Source organism: Streptomyces sp. NPDC043176 (assembly GCF_056436715.1).
The window spans coordinates 1-21,135 of the sequence record NZ_JBWKCA010000041.1; the positions used below are offsets into that span (position 1 = coordinate 1).

At 74.5% G+C, this 21,135-nt stretch carries 9 protein-coding genes; all 9 read left to right on the plus strand.

Translation table 11 applies throughout. The annotated features are described in order from the left end of the window. The coding region (locus tag AC067A_RS36120) for a DUF6531 domain-containing protein (protein WP_479247655.1) at window positions 1–3,827 on the plus strand (3,827 nt) is incomplete at its 5' end. A gap of 22 nt (window positions 3,828–3,849) precedes the next feature. Next, window positions 3,850–4,398 carry an SMI1/KNR4 family protein gene (locus AC067A_RS36125; RefSeq protein WP_479247656.1) on the plus strand — a complete coding sequence of 183 codons (549 nt, stop codon included), beginning with the start codon at window positions 3,850–3,852 and terminating at the stop codon, window positions 4,396–4,398. 109 nt (window positions 4,399–4,507) lie between these two features. After that, a complete protein-coding gene (locus AC067A_RS36130; protein WP_479247657.1) occupies window positions 4,508–5,416 on the plus strand; it encodes a hypothetical protein in 909 nt (302 codons plus the stop codon). A gap of 723 nt (window positions 5,417–6,139) precedes the next feature. Further along, window positions 6,140–7,207: a ferritin-like domain-containing protein gene (locus AC067A_RS36135; RefSeq protein WP_479247659.1), complete on the plus strand. Its 1,068-nt coding sequence runs from the start codon at window positions 6,140–6,142 to the stop codon at window positions 7,205–7,207. Window positions 7,208–7,450: 243 nt separating this feature from the next. Continuing rightward, the gene (locus AC067A_RS36140; RefSeq protein WP_479247660.1) at window positions 7,451–10,123 is read left to right on the plus strand and encodes a DUF6603 domain-containing protein; all 2,673 of its coding nucleotides are present in this window, start codon (window positions 7,451–7,453) and stop codon (window positions 10,121–10,123) included. Continuing rightward, the gene (locus tag AC067A_RS36145; protein WP_479247662.1) at window positions 10,120–13,665 is read left to right on the plus strand and encodes a hypothetical protein; all 3,546 of its coding nucleotides are present in this window, start codon (window positions 10,120–10,122) and stop codon (window positions 13,663–13,665) included. The genes AC067A_RS36140 and AC067A_RS36145 overlap by 4 nt, the downstream gene beginning before the upstream one ends. A gap of 14 nt (window positions 13,666–13,679) precedes the next feature. After that, window positions 13,680–18,329, plus strand: a complete 4,650-nt coding sequence (locus AC067A_RS36150) for a hypothetical protein (protein ID WP_479247664.1) — start codon at window positions 13,680–13,682, stop codon at window positions 18,327–18,329. Between the two features lie 2 nt (window positions 18,330–18,331). Then, entirely contained in the window at window positions 18,332–20,053 is a 1,722-nt protein-coding gene (locus AC067A_RS36155; protein ID WP_479247666.1) for a hypothetical protein, read from the plus strand. Continuing rightward, the gene (locus AC067A_RS36160) at window positions 20,053–21,135 is read left to right on the plus strand and encodes a WD40 repeat domain-containing protein (protein WP_479247668.1); all 1,083 of its coding nucleotides are present in this window, start codon (window positions 20,053–20,055) and stop codon (window positions 21,133–21,135) included. The genes AC067A_RS36155 and AC067A_RS36160 overlap by 1 nt, the downstream gene beginning before the upstream one ends.

The following is a 21,135-nucleotide window of genomic DNA, read 5'->3' on the forward strand; positions in this document are numbered from 1 at the left end:
TCTCCAAGGACCACAAGACCAACGACGACAACATCCGCGACCGCCTCGCGCGCCAGCGCAAGGGCGACCACGACGACGTCAAGGACGGCTCCGGCAAGCCGGGTCCCGGAGACCGCAAGCGCGACGACGACGTCCGCACCCGGCCCAACGCCCTGCGGGGCGCCCGTGGAGACGCGCAGCGCAACAGCATCCCGCTGGACAGGACGCACTGCGAGGGCGACCCCATCGACATGGCGACGGGCGAGATGATCCTGGCGCAGACCGACCTCGACCTGCCGGGTGTCCTTCCCCTGACCCTGCGCCGGGTCCACCTCTCCCAGTACCGCTACGGCCAGTGGTTCGGCCGGAGTTGGGCCTCCACCCTGGACGAGCGCCTGGAGGTCGATCCGGCGGCGGGCGGACTCGTATGGGCCCGTGAGGACGGCAGCCTCCTGGTCTACCCCCGGGTCCCCGCCGCCGGGGACGATCCGGTCCTGCCGGTGGAGGGCCCGTGTCTGGCGCTGTCGCACAGCGAGGACGCGGACGCCCGGACGACGTACCGCGTCACCGATCCCGACACCGGACTCTCCCGGTACTTCACCGGCGACCCGTACGCGGTGTCCACCGCGTACTGGCTGTCCGAGGTGGAGGACCGGCACGGCAACGGCGTCACGTTCTCCCGCCGCCCGGACGGATCCCCGAGCGTCATCACCCACGACGGCGGCTACCAGGTGCAGTTGGCCACCGACGGCAGCCGGATCACGGAGCTCTCCCTGCGCACCCCGGCCGGTCCCGTCACCGTGCTGTCGTACGGCTACGACGAGCACGGCAACCTGGCCCGGGTCACCAACTCCTCCGGGTCGCCTTGCCGGTTCGCGTACGACGGGGACGCCCGGATCACCTCGTGGACGGACCGCAACCAGAGCACGTTCCGCTACGTGTACGACTCCGCGGGTCGCGTGGCCGAGACGGTCGGTCCCGACAGCATCATGTCCGCCACGCTGTCCTACGACCACGCCGACGAGTCCGATCGGACCACCCGTTACACCGACTCGACCGGGGCGACGACCGCCTTCCGGTTCGACGCCCGTTACCGGCTGGTCGCGTGGACGGACGCCCTCGGCCACACCAGCACCACCGCGTACGACGAACACGACCGCGTGGTCTCCGCCACCGACCCGCTCGGGGCGACCGTGCGCATCGCGTACGACGAGGAGGGGCGCCCCACGAGCGTCCTGCGGCCCGACGGGCGGATCACCCGCGTCTCGTACAACGAGCTCGGCCTACCCGCCACCGTGACCGAGCCGAACGGCGCGACCTGGCAGCACGAGTACGACGAGCACGGGAACCGCACCGTGCTCACCGACCCCGCGGGTGCCCGCACCACCTACACGTACAACGGGCGGGGCGCCACCACCGGCGTCACCGATCCGGTCGGCAACACGGTGGTCATCGGCCGTGACCGGGCCGGACTGGCCACCTCCCTGACGGACCCCACCGGGGCGGTCACCCGGTGCGCCTACGACGCGTTCGGCCGGCCGGTGGAGGTCACCGACCCACTCGGCGGGGGCACGCGGCTGACCTGGTCCGTCGAAGGCGCGCTGACCTCGCGCACGTCCTCCGCCGGCACCGCCGAGCGGTGGGCGTACGACGGCGAGGGCAACTGCGTCCGGTACACCGACCCGTCGGGGCGTACCACCACGTACGCGTACACCCACTTCGACCTGCCGACGGAGATCAGGGGCCCGGACGGCGCACGGATCGGCTTCCGCCACGACACCGAGCGGCGGCTCGTCGCTACCACCGACACCCAGGGGCTGACCTGGGGCTACGCCTACGACGCGACCGGCCGGCTGATCGCCGAGACCGACTACGACGGCGGCACCACCTCCTACGCCTACGACGCGGCGGGCATGCTCACCGGCCGCACCAACGCGCTGGGGCAGACCACCCACTACCGGTACGACAGCGTCGGCAACCTCGTCGAGAAGGACGTCGCCGGGCACCGCGTCCGTTACGCGCACGACGCCGACGGACGCCTCCTGCGGGCCGAGTCGCCCGAGTCCGTCCTGGAGTACGCCTACGACGCGGTCGGCCGTGTCGTCGCCGAGACCATCGACGGCAGGACCGTGGCCACCACCTGCGACGCCGCCGGCCGCCGGCTGACCCGCACCACGCCGTCCGGGACCGTGACCCGGCAGTCCTACGGCGCGGCGGGCCACCGCGACGCGCTCACCGTCGCTGGACGGACCCTCCGGTTCACCCACAACGCCGTCGGCCGCGAGACCACCCGGACCCTCGAGGACGTCTTCCGGCTCGCCCACACCTGGAACCCGGTCGGCCGGCTGGAGGCCCAGGTCCTCACCCCGCTCACCCCGTCCGCCCCCGACCCCGCCGGCGGCGACGCCGCGGCCGAGCCCCGCAGGGAACGCCGGTACAGCTGGGACCGGGACGGGCGACTGCTCGCCGTCACCGGTGCCCGGGCGACCCGCCGCTCCTTCTCCCTCGACGGCGCCGGGCGCGTCACGGCCGCCGAGGGACCGGGATGGCAGGAGCACTACGCGTACGACGAGGCGGGCAACCAGCGCCATGCCTCCTGGCCCGCGGGCATGCCCGGGGCGGAGGCCACCGGCGAGCGACGCTACGAGGGCAGCCGGCTCGTCGGCGCCGGGACCGTGCGTTACGAGTACGACGCCCAGGGCCGCGTGGTCCTGCGTCAGAAGACCCGCCTGTCCCGCAAGCCGGACACCTGGCACTACACCTGGGACGCGGAGGACCGCCTCACGGCCGTCACCACCCCCGACGGGACCCGCTGGCGCTACCGGTACGACCCGCTCGGCCGCCGCGTGGCCAAGGAGCGGCTGGGACCCGACGGCGCGTCCGTCGTCGAGGAGACGCTGTTCTCCTGGGACGGCAGCACCCTGGTCGAGCAGACCACGCGGGCACCGGACGCGGCCGACGCGGTCCACCTCACCTGGGAGCACGACGGCTACCGGCCGCTGCTCCAGGTCGAGAGCAAGTCGGTCTCCGACGCCCCACAGGACATCGTCGACCAGCGCTTCTTCGCCATCGTGACGGACCTCGTCGGCACACCGACCGAGATGGTCGACGAGACCGGGGACATCGCCTGGCACAGCCGCAGCACCGTCTGGGGCGTCACCGTGTGGAACCGCGACGCCTCCGCGTACACACCGCTGCGCTTCCCCGGCCAGTACTACGACCCGGAGACCGGACTCCACCACAACTACTTCCGCCACTACGACCCCGAGACGGCGCGCTACCTCACGCCCGACCCGCTCGGGATCGACCCCGGCCCCAACCCGTTCGCCTACGTCGACAACCCCTTCACCCTCCAGGATCCCCTCGGCCTGACGCCGTGCGACGAGACCGACCCCACCTGGGGTGGCCGCGTCCGGTTCAGCACCGGACCGGGCGGCCGGTCCGGCACCATGCGGGCGAAGATCGAACCGGGCATGACGGGCGGCAAGACCAAGCCGCCGGCGAACGTCGTCGGCTACCAGAAGTACAAGGGCTGGAACAAGACCCACCTGCTCGGCGCCCAGATCGGCGGCTCCAACAAGGACACCCGCAACTTCGTCGCCATGCACCGCAACGCCAACAGCCCGGTCATGAAGGCGATCGAGGACCAGATCCGGCACGCCGTGGACAAGAACAACGAGACGATCGACTACACGGTGACCCCGATCTACCGCACCAACGACCCGACCGACCTGGTCCCGATCGGCCTGACGATCCACGCCACCGGCAACAAGGGGTTCCAGTTCACCCCCTACGAAGGCGCGTCCCCGACCAACCACATCACTATCCTGAACGTCCCCAAGCCCTGAGCCCTCTCCCGGAGACACCCTGATGCACCCTGACGTGGAACAGCTCACCCACCTCGTCCCGCCTCCGGCGGAGCGTCAGCCGCGGGCCTGGCCCGAGGTCGAGGCCCGCCTGGGCAGCGCCCTTCCCGAGGACTTCAAGGACCTCGTCGACACCTACGGCGGGGGCGTCTTCGACGAGACGATCTGGATCCTGGAGCCCGACTGCGCCGACCCCGACTACGACCTCCTCGCCATGAAGGAGGAGCGCGCCGAGGTACTGGCCCGGCTGTGGGAGATCGGTCCCGAGCCCCGGCCCGAGCAGCTGGAGACCGACGGAGCGGGCCTGCTCCCCTTCGCGTACATCGAGGGGACCGGCGCCTACCTCTACTGGCTCACCGGCAAGGACGTGCGCCCCGAGGACTGGACCGTCCTGGCCAACGCGGGCCGCGGGCCGGAGTGGGAGCACCACCCCGTCCCCGCCGCCCGCTTCATCCTGTCCGTGCTCACCGGCGAGATCCACTCCGACATCCTCGACAACCTGCCGGCCGACGACCACACCTTCGACCCCAACGACGAGATCCTGAACGGCTGACGGGCCGGGCGGCACCGGGTCCCGGGGCCCGGGTCACGGCTTCGGTCCCCGAAAGGCCGTGACCCGGGGCGCGCCGCGGTCGGGCACGGCCGCCTGGCACGATGGCGCCATGGTCATCGGCACTGCCTCCTTCGTTCCCGGTCCCGCGGGGGCCGCCGCACGCGCACGCGTTCTGCACGACTGCCCCGACGCGCATGTGGACGCGGCGGCCGTGGTCGTCGCCCCGTACCCGCCGGGGTCGGGGCGCGTGGCGCGGCGGGAGGCGTTGCGGCCGGTGTACGAGGCGGTGGTGGCCGAGCTCGGGGAGCCGACCCTGTACGGCGGTTCGGCCGCGGGGCCCAGCGTGCGCTGGCACGCCGGGCGGCACGTGGTGTTGCTGGCGGGAGGCCCGCGGGGCGCCACGCTCTCGGTGCACACGGCGTCGGACCTGCACGGACGGGAGTACACGGCCGTGGAGTCGGGTTCGGTCGGCCGGCGGCCGGAGGGGCCGCACGGCTTCGACGCGCTTCCCTATCTCTGGCTGCTGTACCGGGGGCCGGGGCGCGACTGGCCGGCCTTCCGCTGGGACGGTCACCACACGGCCGCGTCCTGGGAGCACCTGGAGGCCTCGCTCGAACTGCTCCTGGACTCGTGGATGGAGCAGCTGCCCGTGCAGGTGCCGGGCGACTGGGCGTCCTTCGTCGTGGGGTGCGCGCGGGACTGGCCGCGCCATCTGCGGGTGGGGTACAGCCAGGACCGCGGACAGCTGTCGCTGATGGTGGACCACCGGACCACGGCCGAGGGGCCGGGATGGGAGGAGACCATGCGGGAGCGGGGGTGGCAGGTGCGCGACGGCGGCTGGTGGCGGGCGGCCTTCGCGGACGAGGATCCCGAGGCGGCGAGGTCGGCGGCCCGGCTGCTGGTCGCCGACGTCCGGGGGCGTGGTTCGGTCTGTCCTGACGAGCTGGTGGCCTGGGAGCTGACGGTCAACGACCACGGCCGGCTGTGGCTGCCGGGCATCGGCATGCCGGTGAACTGAACCGACCGGCGCCCGGGCCGGGGGTACGACCGCCCCGCGGCACCCGCGCCCCGTCGAGGACCGACACCCGCGCTCGGCTCATGGCGGGGCCGCGCCCGGCCCGAAAGCGAAGACACGTTCCCGCGCGTCGGCGTCTCCTGACAGGCTCTCAACAGCGTGCCTGCTGCACGGGGTACGAGCGCTGCGTCGTCGGCCAGTCATGCATCTTCAAGGAGCCGAACGGCCGGGGAGGGGAGGGGAGCCTTCTGCCTTCTGCCTTCTGCCTTCTGCCTTCTGGACAAGAGCCGTCACAGCGTGGTGCTCCAGTACGGCGTCCCGTGCATCACCGAGCCGGAGACCGGCATCAGCGCGACCAGCGGCCTGACGGCGGAGCAGGGCAGGCCGTACGGCGAGGTCACCCAGCGCGTGGACGACGTCGACCGGAACCCCGGCGGCTCCCTGGGCCGCCCGCGCGACACGGCCGGCGCCCTGGGCCGGGCGGCGACTCGAAGCCGACCGCGGCGGGCACCGGGTCGCCGCGGCGCGCCGTCGGCCATCCGTCGTCCTACCATGGAAGGTGGTGGTGAAGAGCGAGATCCCCGTGTCGGGAACACGCTGCGGGACGGCGGACGGCGCCTCTTCCTCCCTCCCGCCCCGTCCCGCCCACCCGTGGCCGCTCGGCCGGTTCCAGCGCGTGCGCCGACCCTGGAAGCCGGGCGGAGCCCGTCCGGAAGGAGACCGGTGGTGAACGCCCTTCTGTATGCCCGGAGCAACCGCATCGTCGAACTGATGGAGCAGCCCGCGGAGCGGCGTGACGCCGACTGGATGCGGGAAGCGGCGCAGCAGGCCGTCCTGTTGGAACTCGCCACGCTCCCGCCGTATCTGTGCGGCATGTGGTCGATCGACACCTCGACCGGGGACGGCTCCGTCTTCGAGACCCTGCGCGAGATCGTCTTCGACGAGATGTCGCACCTCGGGCTGGCGTGCAACCTGCTCACCACCATCGGCGGGACTCCCGTGCTGGCCGACGAGACGGTGGTGCCTCGGTACCCCGGCCCGCTTCCCGGAGGCGTGCGGCCCGAGCTCTCCGTCTTCCTGAGCGGGCTGTCGAAGGATGCGGTGGACATGTACTCCCGCATCGAGGAGCCGGACCATCCGCTCGTGCGGGCCGTGGCGGAACACACCTCGATCGGGGCCTTCTACACCGCCCTCCTGGAGGCGTTCCGTGCGCATCCGGAGCGGATCACCGGGCGTCGGCAGCTGACGATGCTCATGCCCCATCACGGTGAGGGGAACGACGTCGTTCCCCTCGGGACGCTCGCCGCCGTCGAGGCGGCCATCGAGGTGATCAAGGAACAGGGTGAGGGCACGTCGGCCTCGCCCGACAACCCGTTCCCGGGGACGGCGGGAGAGCGCGCCCACTACTACGCCTTCCGGGAGATCTTCCACGAGCGCAAGCTGGTGAAGGATTCGAAGACCGGGAAGTTCGAGTTCAAGGGACCGAAGATCGTGGTGCCCACGGCGCTGCCCATGGGGATCGTGCCCGAAGGGGGCTGGCCGCGGACGGGCACGTCCGCACCGGACGCCGAGACGATCCGGATCCTCGACGAGTTCAACCAGGTCTGGAGCGCCCTGCTGCGCGCGCTCGAACGGCCGTGGCAGGAGAGCGACGCTTCCCAGGCGGAGAACCTGCTGTTCGAGGCGGTGGGGCAGATGTCCTTCCTGCAGGACCCCGCGCAACGCCTGATGGGGCGCCCGATCCCCGGCGGCGGCGGCATGACCTACGGACCGGAGTTCCGCTACGTGGCTTGACGGGGCCGCTCTCGCGGGAGCCGGTCGCGCGCCCCCGCGGGCTCTTCGCGCGCCCCTGCCGCGAGAGTGAAAAGGACACCGGTTCGGCGCCCGGGGCGGTTCGCGACCGCGCCCCGCGCCGTGCCCGGGGTTAGCGTCGGACGCGTTCCGATCCCCCATCCGCCCGGCAGGGGCCCTTGCGTGCCCGCGGGCGGAGAACGGCGACGATCCGATGAACGTCCCCCACCCTTCCCCGGCCCGCTGATGGCAGCCGCCCCCCTGCCTCAGCTGGCGACCGATCTCCGCGACGGGCTCGTCCTCCTCCTCCCCGACCTTCCGGGGCTTCCCGACGGCGAGCGCCGGAAACGCCTGGCCCACACGTTCGGGCTGCCCTCCGACGCCCTGACCCCGGAGGCGCTGCTCGCGCGGCTCGCGGTGCCGGGCGCGGCGGCGCCGGGGGACCTGTGGCCGGTCCTCGTCGACCTCCTGCGGGCCGCGGCACGCGGCGCGACGCGGGCGGCGCCGAACTGGTCGCTCACGATCGAGAACGTCCTCCGCGCCGGCCCCACCACGGTGGAGGCGCTCGGCACCACCCTTCCCCCGGTGCTGAACCTCACGTTCAGGTTGAGCGACGCGCTCGACCTGGTGCCGGGGCTCGCCGTGCGGGACGGGATCAGCCTCGTGCTCTCCCTGCCCACCGCCGCACCCGACGACTCCACCCTCGTGTTCCGGGCCGGCGGCATGGAACTCGCGCTCGTGGACCACGAGCTGCTGAAGCTCCTCGCCCCCGGCGGCCTCTCGCTCAGGGGGAGCCTGGGCGTCCGCATCGACGGGAAGGGGCTGCGGCTGGAGGGCGGCAGCAACGGCAAGGGCATCGCCCTGCCGCTGGACCGGGCCCCCGCCGGGCTGCGCGCGCCCTCGTTGTACCTGGCCTCGCGCGACGGCGGACTTCAGCTCACCACCTCCTTCCGCGCCTCGCTGCTCGGCGTCGCGGACGCGACGGTGGACGGGACGGGACTCGAGATCCGTCCGACGGCCGGCGGGTACACGGCCTCGGTGGTGCCGCCGAAGGGTCTCGGGCTCACCCTGGCGCTCGGGCCGGCGAAGGGCGGCGGGTTCCTCGGCGAGCACGACGGGGGGTACCGCGGCGCGCTCTCGCTCAGCCTGGGCGTCGTCGAGGTCAAGGCGTTCGGCATCCTGCAGCCCCGCCCGCCGTCGGTGCTCGTGGCACTGAGCGCCGAGTTCACCCCGGCGATCGAACTCGGCCTCGCCTTCACCCTCAACGCCGTCGGCGGTCTGGTCGGCGTCGGCCGCGCCCTCGACCGGGTGGGCCTGGCCGCGGCCGTGCAGTCGGGTCACCTGGACGACCTGCTCTTCCCCGCGGACGCCGCCGCGGCGGCGCCGCGCATCCTGACCACGATGGGGACGGTCTTTCCCGCACGGGCCGGGAGCACGGTCGTCGGACCGATGTTCCGGATCGGCTGGGGCCGTCCGGTCTCGTTCGTCACGGCCGACGTCGGCGTGGTGCTCGAACTGCCCAGCGGGGTGGTCGGCATCCTCGGCCGGCTGCGGATCGCGCTGCCGGCCCCGCAGGCGCCCGTGATCGACCTGCGGGCCTCGGTCGCCGGCGTCGTCGACGCCGCGAACGGCCTGGTCGAGATCAACGCGAACCTCGCCGGATCCCGGCTGCTCACCGCCTCGGTGGAGGGCGGCCTCGCGCTGCGGGCCAAGTCGGGCCAGGACGCGACGTTCATCCTCAGCGCCGGCGGCTTCCACCCCCGCTACACCCCTCCCGCGGGTTTCCCGACACCGAAGCGCCTGACGATCCCGATCGCGGACACCGCGTTCCTGAAGGTCGTCTTCACCGGCTACTTCGCCCTCACCCCCGGCACCGTCCAGGCGGGCGCGGAGCTGTCCGCCGTCATCGGGACGAGCGGCACCGGCGTGTCCGGGCGGCTGTCCTTCGACGCGCTGGTGCGCTGGGAGCCGAGCTTCGGCGTGATGCTCGACCTCGGCGGCTCGTTCGCGCTGCGCGTCGCCGGGGCGACCCTGTGCTCGGTCGGGCTGCGCGTCCACGTGGACGGTCCGACGCCGTGCTGGCACATCTCCGGACGCGCCGGCGTGTCGTTCCTCTTCTTCGACGTCAGCTTTCCCTTCGACGAACACTGGAACTGCACCGGGCAGGCGGCCGCCCCGCCGCCCCCGGACGTCTGCCGGGCGCTGGAACAGGTGCTGGACAATCCCCGGAGCTGGGAGCCGGTCCTGCCGGACGGCGCGCGCACGATGGTCTCGCTGCGCGCCGACGGCGTGGCGTCCGGCCGTCTGCTGCATCCGCTGGGGCGGGTGCGGTTCAGCCAGCGCACGGTGCCGTTGGGGATCGAGGTGGTCCGGTTCGGCCCCGGCAGGCTGCCCAAGCCGACCACGTTCGACGTGGCCGTCACGTTCCCGGCCGGGGCCGGGTCCTCGCAGCCGGTCACGGAGGACTTCGCGCGGGCCGACTTCTTCGACCTCACGGACGATCAGAAGCTCACCCAGCCCGCGTTCGAGCGTTTCCGCTCCGGCGCCGAGCTGACCCCGCCGCCCACCGCGGGCAGCGCCACCCGGACGACGGTGCCGGTCGAGTACGAGACCAAGTGGCTGGGCGGCACCGCCCCGGCCGCTCCCTGGCTGATCAGCGACGCGGCCCTCCAGGCCGCCCTCGCCCACGGTGCCGTCGGCCGCAGCCTCGTCCACGAGCTGAGCGCGCGATACGCCACGCCGCTGCGCAAGCCGGTGCTGAAGGAGCGCGTGTACGCGGTCGCGAGCCGCGACACGCTGAAGGCGGCCGCCGGTTCCCTGTCCAAGAACACGTTCACCGAAGCCGCAGCCCACTTGAAGACCGTCACGGGCCGGTCGGGGCTTCTCCAGGTCGTGCCCGCGTACGAGGTGAGGCCATGACCGTGTACACCTTCGCGTCCTGGGACCGGGCCGGCGCCGCCGCCTGTCTCACCGACGCCGACGACCTGTCCCGGACCACCCCCGTGCGGGGATCGCTCGCGGCGACCGCGTCCGTGAACGGCCGTCCCGGCCGGCCGGTGCCGGTGCCCGCGCTCCAGCTGTACGGCCCCGGCGACGTCCGGGGGATCGACCCCAAGGAGATCGTGCGGGTCTTCCCGCTGCCGGGCACACCGGACGCGGAGCCGACCAAGTTCCCGCTCGTGGAGTTCGAACGCGTCGAGCTGCCCTGGCTGTTCACCCCGCTGCGGGCAGGCGCGACGGGTGAGCTGCGCCCCTGGCTGACCCTCGTCTGCGTGCCCTCCTCGGAGGGCCGGCCGCAGCGCGAACCCGGCGTGCCGCTACCGGTCCTCCGGGTCAGGGGCAGCCAGCTGCCCGACCCTGCCACCCTGCACCTGTGGGCGCACGCCCAGACGCTCCCCGGCCACGAGACCGATCCGCGGCGGTCGGTCTCCCGGCTCCTCGCGCCCCGCCGGCTCGAACCGCACACCACCTACACCGCCTGCCTGGTCCCCTCCTTCCTGGCCGGCAGGCTCGCCGGACTCGGCAAGGACACCGACCAGGCGAGCCTGGCCCCCGCGTGGGACCCGAGCGCGAGCGTCCGGTGCGAACTGCCCGTCTACTTCTCCTGGGTGTTCTCGACCGGTGAGGCCGGCGACTTCGAGACGCTCGCCGCGCGACTCCAGGCCCGTCCGCTGCCCCCGCACGCCGGCCGCCGGCCGCTCGACGTCAGCCGCCCCGGCCTGTTCGCGACCGGCCCCGGGCCGGTCGTGCAGGAGGTGGAGAGCGCCCTGCGGGCCCCCGGCGCGCAGCCCCGGGACCCGTGGCCCGCCGGCCCGCAGAGCGCCCAGTGGCAGCAGCGGCTCGCGAAGGCGCTGGTCCCGATCGCCGACGGCACCGGCGACGAGGACCCGGACGTCCTGCCCCCGCTGTACGGGGGCTTCCACGCCCTGCGCGGGACCGCCGACCCGGCCTCGGCGGGCTGGCTCGACACCCTCAACCTGGACCCGCGGTGGCGGGTCGCGGCGGGCCTCGGCGCCCGGGCCGTGCAGGCCGACCAGGAGGCCCTCATGGCCTCCGCGTGGCGCCAGCTCGTGGACGTGCAGGCGGCCAACCGGTTCCTCGACCTGGCCCGGTTCGCCCGGCTGGTCTCCGGCCGCCTGCATCTGCGGCACGTGAAGCCGCTCTCCGCCGACGAGGTGCTGCGCCTCGCGACACCCCTGCAGAGCCGGATCGCCCTGACGGCGGACACCACCCTGTGGTCGTCGGTCCGGGCGAGCCTCCTGCCGAACGCCATGGCCACCACGGTGTTCCACCGCACGGTGCGCCCCATGGGCGTCCTCAGCCGGCGGGTGGGGCTGATCGCGGGGCGGGCGGCGGACGCGCCGGAGCCGCCGCCGTTCGCGACGGTGCTGTCCTCGGTCGCCTCCTCCCCCACCGGACTCGCCGTGCCCCGCCGCGACCCGGACGGGACGGTGGCGTTCTCCGTCGCACCCGAGCGGGTCGTCGGCGCGGACCGGCTCGACGCCGTACGGAAGGTGTTCGCGCCCGAGGACGGGGCGGCGGACGCCTGGCGGCAGGTGGCGGCGGACGCGACCGCGCGCTCCCTGCGGCGCGACGTCACCACCGAACAGCTGGCCGCCACGGCGCCGCTCCCCGCCTCCGGGCTCAACCGGACCTTCCGGCTCGGCGCCCTGCCCGAGGTGGAGGCGCCCGAGGACTTCCTGGCCCGGACGAGGATCGACCGGCACGGCGATCTGGTCTTCCCCACCGAGCGGACCGGCCCGGCCGGACTCGACCTGTTCACCGGGGCGGGGGACACCGGGTCGGCGCCGGGCGGGTTCACCGGCTCCTGGACCGGGCCGTGGGACACCGTGAGCGACGGCAGGGGCGAGCCGGCGGGCGGCTGGCGGGGCACCTGCTCGGGCACCCTGCGGGTCGGTCCCGACCGGTCGGGCACGTGGAAGGGTGCCTTCCACGGCACGTGGAGCAACAACGCGGGCGCCGGCGGCACGGACCCCACCTGGCTCGCCCTCTACACCGGCACGTGGGAGTCCGGCGGGGAGCACGGGGTGTGGCGCGGGGTGGGCACCGGCACCTGGGACCCCTGGAACAGCTCGTCGGACGGTGTCTTCACCGGGACCTGGAGCTCGCAGACCCGCCACGGCACGTTCCGGGGCACGTGTCCGGGCGACTGGGACTGGGACACCGCCGCCAGCACCTCGGGCGAGTGGAGCGCGGACTGTTACGGCGACCTCCGCGTCGTGGGCGAGGGCCCCGGCGCGCAGCAGGATCCCTGGGAGCCGGGGGCCCTCAAGGAGCTGGTCGACCGCTGGCACTCCACCGGCACCCTGCCGCTGGACGTCTTCACCGGCGGAGGTCTGCTCGGCGGCCAGCAGGACCGGCTGCCCGCCCCCGCCGTGCTCGCCGCCACTCCCGAGAACCTCAAGGACATGGTCGTGTCGGCGCACGACCGGGTCCTCGGGCCGTCGGACGCCCCGCCGGTCCCGCACCGGGACCCCTTCCCGGCGGGGACCTCGCAGCACGGCATCGTGGCCCTGACGGACCCGTCGGTGACGGTGGCCGCGGTGGTGGCCTCCCGGGTCGAGCGGCCCGTGGGCACCGACCCGGACGCACCGGTGCAGTGGGCGCCCGTCTTCCAGGACGCCATGTGGCCGCCGCTGTCACGGCAGTCCAACGAGTGGCTCTTCGGTGGCCTCGAACACGTCCCCGCCGACTCGGCGGTCCTCGCGCTCACCAACGCGCCCTTCGTGGCCTCGTACATGACGGGCCTCAACCACGAGTTCGCCCGCGAGCTGCGCTGGCGCGAGTACCCCACCGACCAGCGCGGCACGTACTTCGCCTCGTTCTGGGGGTACGGGAAGGACCTGCCGGAGCTGCACACGTGGAAGCGCGACCTCCCGCTGGGCGCGCATCTGACCGCCCCGCCCGACCGGGTGGTCCTGCTGCTGCGCAGCGCCCTGCTGCGCCGGTACCCCGGCGCGATCATCTACGCTGCTCCGCTGCTCGGCACGGAACCCGACGAGGCGCACGCCCGCCATCCCATCTTCCGCGGCGGTCTGGACCCCGACACCGCCATGGTGGGCTTCGACCTCACCGAATCCGAGCTCAAGGCGTCGCCCTGGTGCTTCGTGATCGCGGAGCAGCCGACCGAGCCCCGGTTCGGTCTCGACGATCCCGATCCGGACGCGCTGACCACCCCGCCGCCCGCCGGCGCCTGGGGCGGTTCGTACAACCCGCCGAACACTCCCGGCGAGGCGGACGACTGGAACGAGCTGAAATGGAGTCACCTCTTCGACTCCAAGGACGCCTACCTGGCCGCGACCCACGCGCCGGGGACGCTACGGCCCAACGTCTCGTACGGCGGCCTGGTCTGGGGCAGGAGCGCGGCCGGGACGGCCCGCCAGTGCTTCCAGCAGCCCGTCAGGGTCATCCTGCCCGCCGAACGCCTCCTGGCCCCATGAGGAGAGAACGACCGATGAGAGATCTCGGCGCACTGCGCCAGGACGTGGCCGAGGCCGAGGAGCACCGCGCCCTGCTCGGCGCCGAGGCCACCGACGCCGAACGCAGGACCGCGTTCACCCGCCTCGACACCGCGCGGCGCGCCGTCGACGAGGAGCTGCGTGCCCTCGCCGACGAGGGTTTCGCCCCGCTGCTGCGCCAGGTGGACCCCGGGGTGCCGCTGATGCTCCTGCCGGTACGGCTCGAGACACGGCTGCGCCTCGACGGTCCGGGACCCGACGAACTCCTCGTTCGCGTCTTCCCCGACGACATCCACATCGAGTCGCACGAGCCGCACCCCACCGACGGTGAGGTCCAGCAGGCCCGGCGGTACTGGCGGACCGTGTGGCGGGCGGGCCGCGCCGACAACGCGGAGCAGGACCGCGAGCGGCTGCTGCTCGCCGCCTGGGGCCAGTTGACGGGCGCGGTCGGCGCGGAACGTGCCCGGTGGCTGGTCCGGCGCCTGAGGCCGGTCTCGGACACCCGGCCGCCGGTGCCCGTGCCCGACGCGGGGCCGGTGCCGGAACCGCAGTGGCCCGACGTGCCGGTCCGGGGCCGCGGCTGGAACCGGGCGGCGAGGGCCTCGACGCTGCCGGACATGTTCGTCGTACGGGCCTACCAGGGCGACCGACTGGTCGCCGAGCAGGCGGGCCGGGCGGTGCCCGACGTCGTGCACGTCGGTCCGGACCCGGACGCCGAACCCGCACCGGGCGGACCGCACCTCGATCCGGCGCTGCTCTGGCTGAAGCAGTACGACACCGCGGTGGAGAACGGGCTCGCCGTCACCCTGCGGCTGCTCCCCGAGAACGGGTACGCGCCGGAACGGGAGCCGCTGCTGACCCGCGTCGTCGTGTTCGGCGTGTCCGCCTCGCTCGGGCCGGAGGCGGCCGCGGCGCGCGTCGCCGACCTGCTGTCCGGCCGGGACGGGGACGGCGAGGCGGCGTTCGTCCCGCAGGGCATGCCGACCAACAACCTTCCGGACGCCGAGGTCCCGCCGCCCGCGCCGCCGGACGTCGACCGGCTGCTCGGCGCCCTCCCGACCGCCGCGGCCGACGCGTGGGACAACGGCACGCGCACCGCCGCCGCCCTCGGCCTGCCACCGGGCGGCCTGGACGCGCTCCCCGGCGCCGCCGATCCGGAACAGGCGGACGCGCGCAGCATGCAACTCGCCCTGTGGAGCGCCACCGGGGACTTCTTCCTCGACGACCGGATGGACCAGGACAGGGGAGGCGGGCAGCTCGACGTCGACCGGGAGTGGCTGCGCGTCCACCACTACGAGAACGTACGGGCCAGGGGCCCGCTGCCGGTCCTGCGGGTCGGCAGGCAGCCGTACGGGCTGCTGCCCGTCACCGCGACCGCCCGCTGGCGGCCCGACACCCCGCAGCACGAGCCGCCCGGACTGGCGGGGCTCCACCGCGTCCTGGGGGTCCTGCGCCCGTTCTGGGAGGTGGGCGTCGACACGCTGCCCCGTGTCGGCGGACGCGACCAGCCCGGGGAGACGCTCCCCCTGCCCAAGCCCGAGACGGACGTCCTGCGGGCCCTCGGCATGGCCCCGGTGTCCGGCACGGTGTCGGTGCGGTCCGTCCAGGGCGGAATGCTCGCCTGCCTCGGGGACCTCAGCCTCGGCATCCTCGGCTTCGGCTTCGGCTCCGGCGAGCAGTGCATGGCGAGCACGCCGGAGGACCGCCAGTCCCGGGCCCTCAACGAGGCCCTGGGCATCCCCTACCGGCCGCGTGTCACCTACCAGGTCAACGGCCGGGCCACCCGGCTCTGGCTGCCGTACGCGCGACCGCACCTGCCCGAGGGGCAGGATCCGGTGGCCGAGCTCGCCGGATTCCTCGACCGCGTCGTCGAACGCTTCGAGGTGCGCAAGCTCGTGGTGGGCAAGGAGGAGGCGCGCACCCTCCTGGAGGCGCTGCTGCGGCACAGCGCCAACCTGGAGTACGGGCGCGCCGCCGCCGGGGCGAAGGACCCGCTGGTGTTCCGGCCCCGGCTGCGCTTCGCCGAGGTGCTGCTCAATCCCGACACGGCCCTGCAGACGATCGGTGCGGCGGGGCTGAAGGCGAGGCCCTTCACCCTGGGCAAGATCATGCAGTCGCCGGCCGGCGGGGTCGGCGTCGCCGCCGGGACCGACGGCGCGTCCGGGACCGACCGGGGTCCCACGGTGTTCCAGGCCATCGTCGACGCCCGCCTGTCCCTTGCCGGGCGGGTCTCAGACGCGGCGGTCAACCGCCGGGGCGTCTTCGCCCTGCTGGGCACCGAACGCCCGTGGAGCGTGCGGCTGGCGGAGATGGACGCCGCCCTCCAGTACCTCGCCAAGCGGGTGAAGGAGTGGGACGGGCGCGGGGACGCCTTCGGGCCGGTCGAACGGCTCCTCGGCGAGTCCCTCGACCTCGTGTCGCACCGCCTCGACGCGTGGATCACCTCTCTCGCCACCGCCCGGCTCCACGCCCTGCGGAAGCGGCGTCCGGCCGGTGTGCAGCTGGGCGCGTACGGCTGGGTGGAGAACCTGTCGCCGCACCCCGGCCGGCGCAGCCGGGGCTGGGTGCTCGCGCCCTCGATCCCGCAGGCGGCGACCGCCGCCATCCTGCGCAGCGGCGCCCTGTCGCACCCGACGGACCCCGGGGCCTTCGCCGTCGACCTGTCCTCGCGCCGGATGCGCGTGGCGATGACCGTCGTCGACGGGATGGCCCAGGGCCAGCCCCTGGGCGCGCTGCTGGGCTACCGGCTCGAACGGCGCCTGCACGACGAGCGGGAGAGCACGGACGCGCCCCGGGAACTGGACCGCTTCATCGCGCCGCTGCGTGCCAAGTGGTCGGTGCAGAGGCCGCACCACCCGGACACGGAGGCGCAGGGGTTCATCGGTCCCCACGACGTGACGGACGGGGCGCGGCTCGCCGAGGTGCCGGAGCAGCAGGTCGTCGACCACCTCAAGGCGCACGCGGGCGCCACGCCGATGTCCCCCGCGGAGCAGACCGCCGTACGGCGGCACCTCACGGCCCTGCGGGACGACCTCGACGCGGTGGCGGACCTCCTCCTCGCCGAGAGCGTCCACCAGTTGGCCAACGGCAACCACGACCGGGCGGCCGCCACCATGGAGTCCCTCGCGGCGGGCGGGCAGCCGCCGCCCCGGCCGCAGGTGCTCGACACGCCTCGGCAGGGCGTTCCGGTGGGCCACCGGGTCCTCGTCGTCGTACCGGAGGGGACCGCCCGGGCTGCGGGCTGGGACGGCGCCCAGCAGGTCGCACGGCCCCGGGCGCTGGCCGAACCGCGGCTCGACGCGTGGGCCGGGCACCAGCTGGGGCCCACGGCCCGGATCAGGCTCCGGGCGGTCTGGGTGCGGCCGGGTCAGGACGCCGGAGCCGGGTCGGCCACGGTCACCGAGCACGCCTGGCCGCTCACGCGGTACTGCGCCCTCGACGTGGTGGCGCTCGCCGCCGCGGGCCGGCTGCGGACGGTTCTGGAGCGCGCGCTGACCGACGAGCGGCCACCGAGCGTGCCCGACGACGCCGTGCCGGTCCTGCGCGCCGCCAGGGCCCCGGCCTGGGCCCGTACCACCGTGGGCATCGCCCAGGTCGAGGCGCTGGGCGCGGCGGTCGCCGCGGTGTTCGCCTCGGGCAGGGCGGGCACGGCAGCCGATGTGGCCGCGGCCCACAACCCCCCGCAGGGGGCCGCCGACCAGGAGCTGAAGGACCGGGCGGACACCGCGCGCGCGGGTCTGCGGGCCGCGCTCGCGGCCGAGGACCTGGAGGCACTCGCCGGCTACGGGGTGACCGGGCCGCCGTCGGGCTCCGCCGCGGAGCTGGCGGACCAGCTGGCCGGCGCCCTGCGCAAGGGGAAGGAGCGGCTCGCCCAGGCGGACGAGGAGGCGAAGCGGAACGATCCGGGAGGCCCGGCCGCGGTCCTGGAGGCGGTGTTCGGCGCCGGTTTCCGGGCCCTGGGCCTCGCCCGGGCGCCGGAGGCCGACGCGCTGGACGCCTCGTTCGGGTCCGGCCTCGAACGGGGCGGAGACGCCCGGCTCGTCCCGGGCGACTGGGTGGAGCAGATGGGCACGGTCCGGCCCGGCACCGGTGCCCTGGCGGACCTGCTGCTGCACACCGAGACCGCCGGGACGGGGTCCGGCCAGGTCCTGCGCGTAGGACAGGTCCCGTTTGCGCAGGGCGACCGCTGGGTCGGCGCGCGCAGGACACCCGAGGACGAGAGGAAGCCGGCGACGGGCCTGGTGGTGCACGGGCCCGTCCAGCCGTTCGCGACACACCGGGCGGCCGTCCTCGTGGTCGACGAGTGGTCGGAGCTGATCCCCGCGCAGCGACACACGGCCGGCGCCACGTTCCACTACGACGCGCCCGGGGCGCGCGCTCCGCAGGCCGTCCTGCTCGCCGTACCGCCCGAGGTGGGGGTGCCCTGGACGCCCGACGTCCTGGCCGCCACCGTCGGCGAGGCGCTCGACCTGGCCAAGCTGCGGCTGGTCGACCTCGACGCGCTGGGCTGGGTGGGGCGCTATCTGCCCGCGGCCTATCTGCCCGAGACGGCGCTGCCCTCGGCGCCCTCCGTGAACATGAAGGACCTCATGAAGCGGGCCGAGCTGGGGTCCCTCGTCAAGCTGCTGACCGACAAGGAGTCCTGACGGTGTTCGATGTCATGCACTTCGGCCAGTTCCACCGCGTGGAGCCGGTGGTCAGGCCGAGCGGTACGGGCGGCCAGCTCGACGACGCGCTCGCGGCGCGGGTCGCCGACCCGCTGTTCCTGCTGGCCCGCCAGTGGCAGGTCGCCGAGTTCGCGGGCGAGGACGGCGGCTCGCCCGTCTGGTGCACCCTCAGCACCGAGAGCACGCCGCTGGACTCCTTCCGTCCGTCCGCCGACGGCACCGCGGTGCCGTTGCCGAAGGGCGTGCCGCTGGAGTTCCTGGCGGAGGCCGGGGCGGCGGCGGGCGAGACCGCGCGGCAGCTCACGCTCCGCGCCGCCGCCCGGGCCGGCGGACGGTTCCTCGCCACCCTCCGCACCGTGAACCTGCCCTCCGGCATCCTGGACGACATCGACGAGGCGGTCCTCGCGAAGGCGCCGCTGCCCGGACCCGGAAGCGATCCGGAGCTGGACCCGCTGCGCCGCGACCCGGCCGGGCGCGCCCTGCGCGAGCTCCTCGCGGGCCGGGCGCCCGACGGGGCCGCGCTCGCCGGCCACCTGGCCGACGGCTGGCGGCCGCCGGGGCTCACGAGCTCCCAGCGGACCGCGTTCGACAGGGCGGTCGAACTCTGGCTGGCCTGGTTCGGGGAGCGGTACCGGCCGCCGGTGCCGTCGAGCTGGGCACGGGAGCGTCTGGAGCACCGCTTCGCGGTCACCGCCGCGCCCGGCGGCCGGACGGTGACGCTGACCGCGCCCGAGTACACCGGTGGCGCCGCCGACGCGTACCACTTCGACCTCGACACGGGCGGCGGGCCGCTGCCCGCGCCGGCCGGCGGCGCGCCGGTGGGGATGCTGCCCACCCGGGTGACGTATCCCGGCATGCCCGCCGAACGCTGGTGGGAGTTCGAGGACGCCACCGTCAACCTGCCCGACATCGGCGCGGGCGTGCCGGACCTGGCCCGGCTCCTCGTCGTCGAGTTCGCGAACGTCTACGGGAACGACCACTGGGTCGTCCCGGTCGAGCTGGCCACGAGCGCGCTCCACCGGATCGCCTCGCTCACGGTCGTCGACACCTTCGAGGAGACGACCGTGATCGAGCCGGCCGAGGACGACCACTGGTCGGTGTTCCGTCTGACGGACGCCTCGACCGGCGCCCCGGCACCTCCCCTCCTTCCGCTGCTGCCGACCGCCTCGGCCCGCCTCGAGGGCGCGCCCGTCGAGGAAGTCCTTTTCGCCCGCGACGAGATGGCCAACCTGGGCTTCGCCATCGAGCGGATCGTGCAGAGCGCCACCGGCAGACCGCGCATCCGGGCCGACGAACCGCCGGACGACGAACCTCAGGTCGCGCCGGCCGACCCCGCGGCGCTCGCCTACCGCCTGCTGACGCCGGTCCCGCCGCACTGGATCCCCCTGGTGCCGGTGCCGCTGGAGGAGGGCGCGGCGGCCATCTGCCTGAGACGCGGGCAGATCCCCCGCTTCCGCCCGGACGGCACCCGGCTCCCGCAGGTCAAGGCGGCCGGCCGGGTCCTCGAACCGGAGGTGAAACGGGTGTTCTTCCGCGACGAGGAGATCCCGCGCGCGGGAGTGACCGTCAGCCGCGTGCCGGTCGTGGCGCGCGGTGAGGACGGCCGGGTCCACCAGTGGGTGGGCCGCCGCGTCCGGGCCGGCCGGGGCGAGGCGTCCAGCGCGCTCGCGTTCGACGGGACCGTACCGCCGAAGGGATCGTGATGGACACGGAAGCCAGGACGAACGCGCGGACGGGGCCGGGAATGCCGGGCGAGGGGAGCGGGCGCGGCCCGCGCGGCGACCTCCTGCGGGGAGACGCCCTCGCCCTGCCGCGCACGACCCGGGCGGTGGGCGAGATCGCCGTGCCCAGGGATCTGATGGTCCTCGACCTCACCTCGGACGACGCCGAGATCGTCGGAGTGGACTGGCTCGGGTACGTGTACCGGTGGGACCGGCTGCTCGGCCGACCTCTGGGCGACCCGGTCAAGGTGCACACACGGACCGTCTACGCGATGCTGCTCACCCCCGACGACCACGAGATCGTCATCGGCGGCGGCGACGGGGTCCTGCGCCGCTGGGACCGGGTGGACGGCACCCCCCTGGGCGAGCCCCTCACCGGCCACCGGAGCCGTATCCGGGGCCTCGCCGTCACCCAGGACGGGCGGGAACTCGTCTCCGCCTCCCAGGACGGCACGGTACGCCGCTGGGACCGGGCGGCCGGCTCTTCGCTCGGCGAACCCCTCGAGGGGCACGCGGGAACGGTACGGGCGGTCGCGCTCACCGACGACGTCATCGTGACGGCCGGGCAGGACGGCACCGTGCGGCGCTGGAGCCGGTCGGACGGGACGCAGATCGGGGAGCCGCTCCTCGGCCACAGCGGCCCGATCCAGGCGCTCGCGGCCGCTCCCGACGGGCGCAGCGCCGCCTCCGGGGGCCGGGACGGCACGGTACGCCGCTGGGACCTCGGCTCGGGCCGGCCGGTGGGACCCGCGCTCGTCGCCGACTCGCCCGTGTGGTCGCTGCTGATGACCGGCGACGGCGAGATCGCGGCGGGCAGCGCCCGCGGCCTCCTGCACCGCTGGGACCGCACGGGACAGCGCATCGGTGCGCCCGTCGCCGCGCACGGCTGGGGCGTGCCCTCCCTGGCGGCCACGCGGGACGAGTCCGAGCTCGTCACCTGCGGCTGGGACAAGCGGATCCGCCGCTGGGCGCGCGTCACCGGCGAGCCCACCCGGCCGGCCCGGAAGGAGACCCGGATCGAGCTCGTACCGCGCCTGGAGATCACCGGCACGACACCGTTCTGA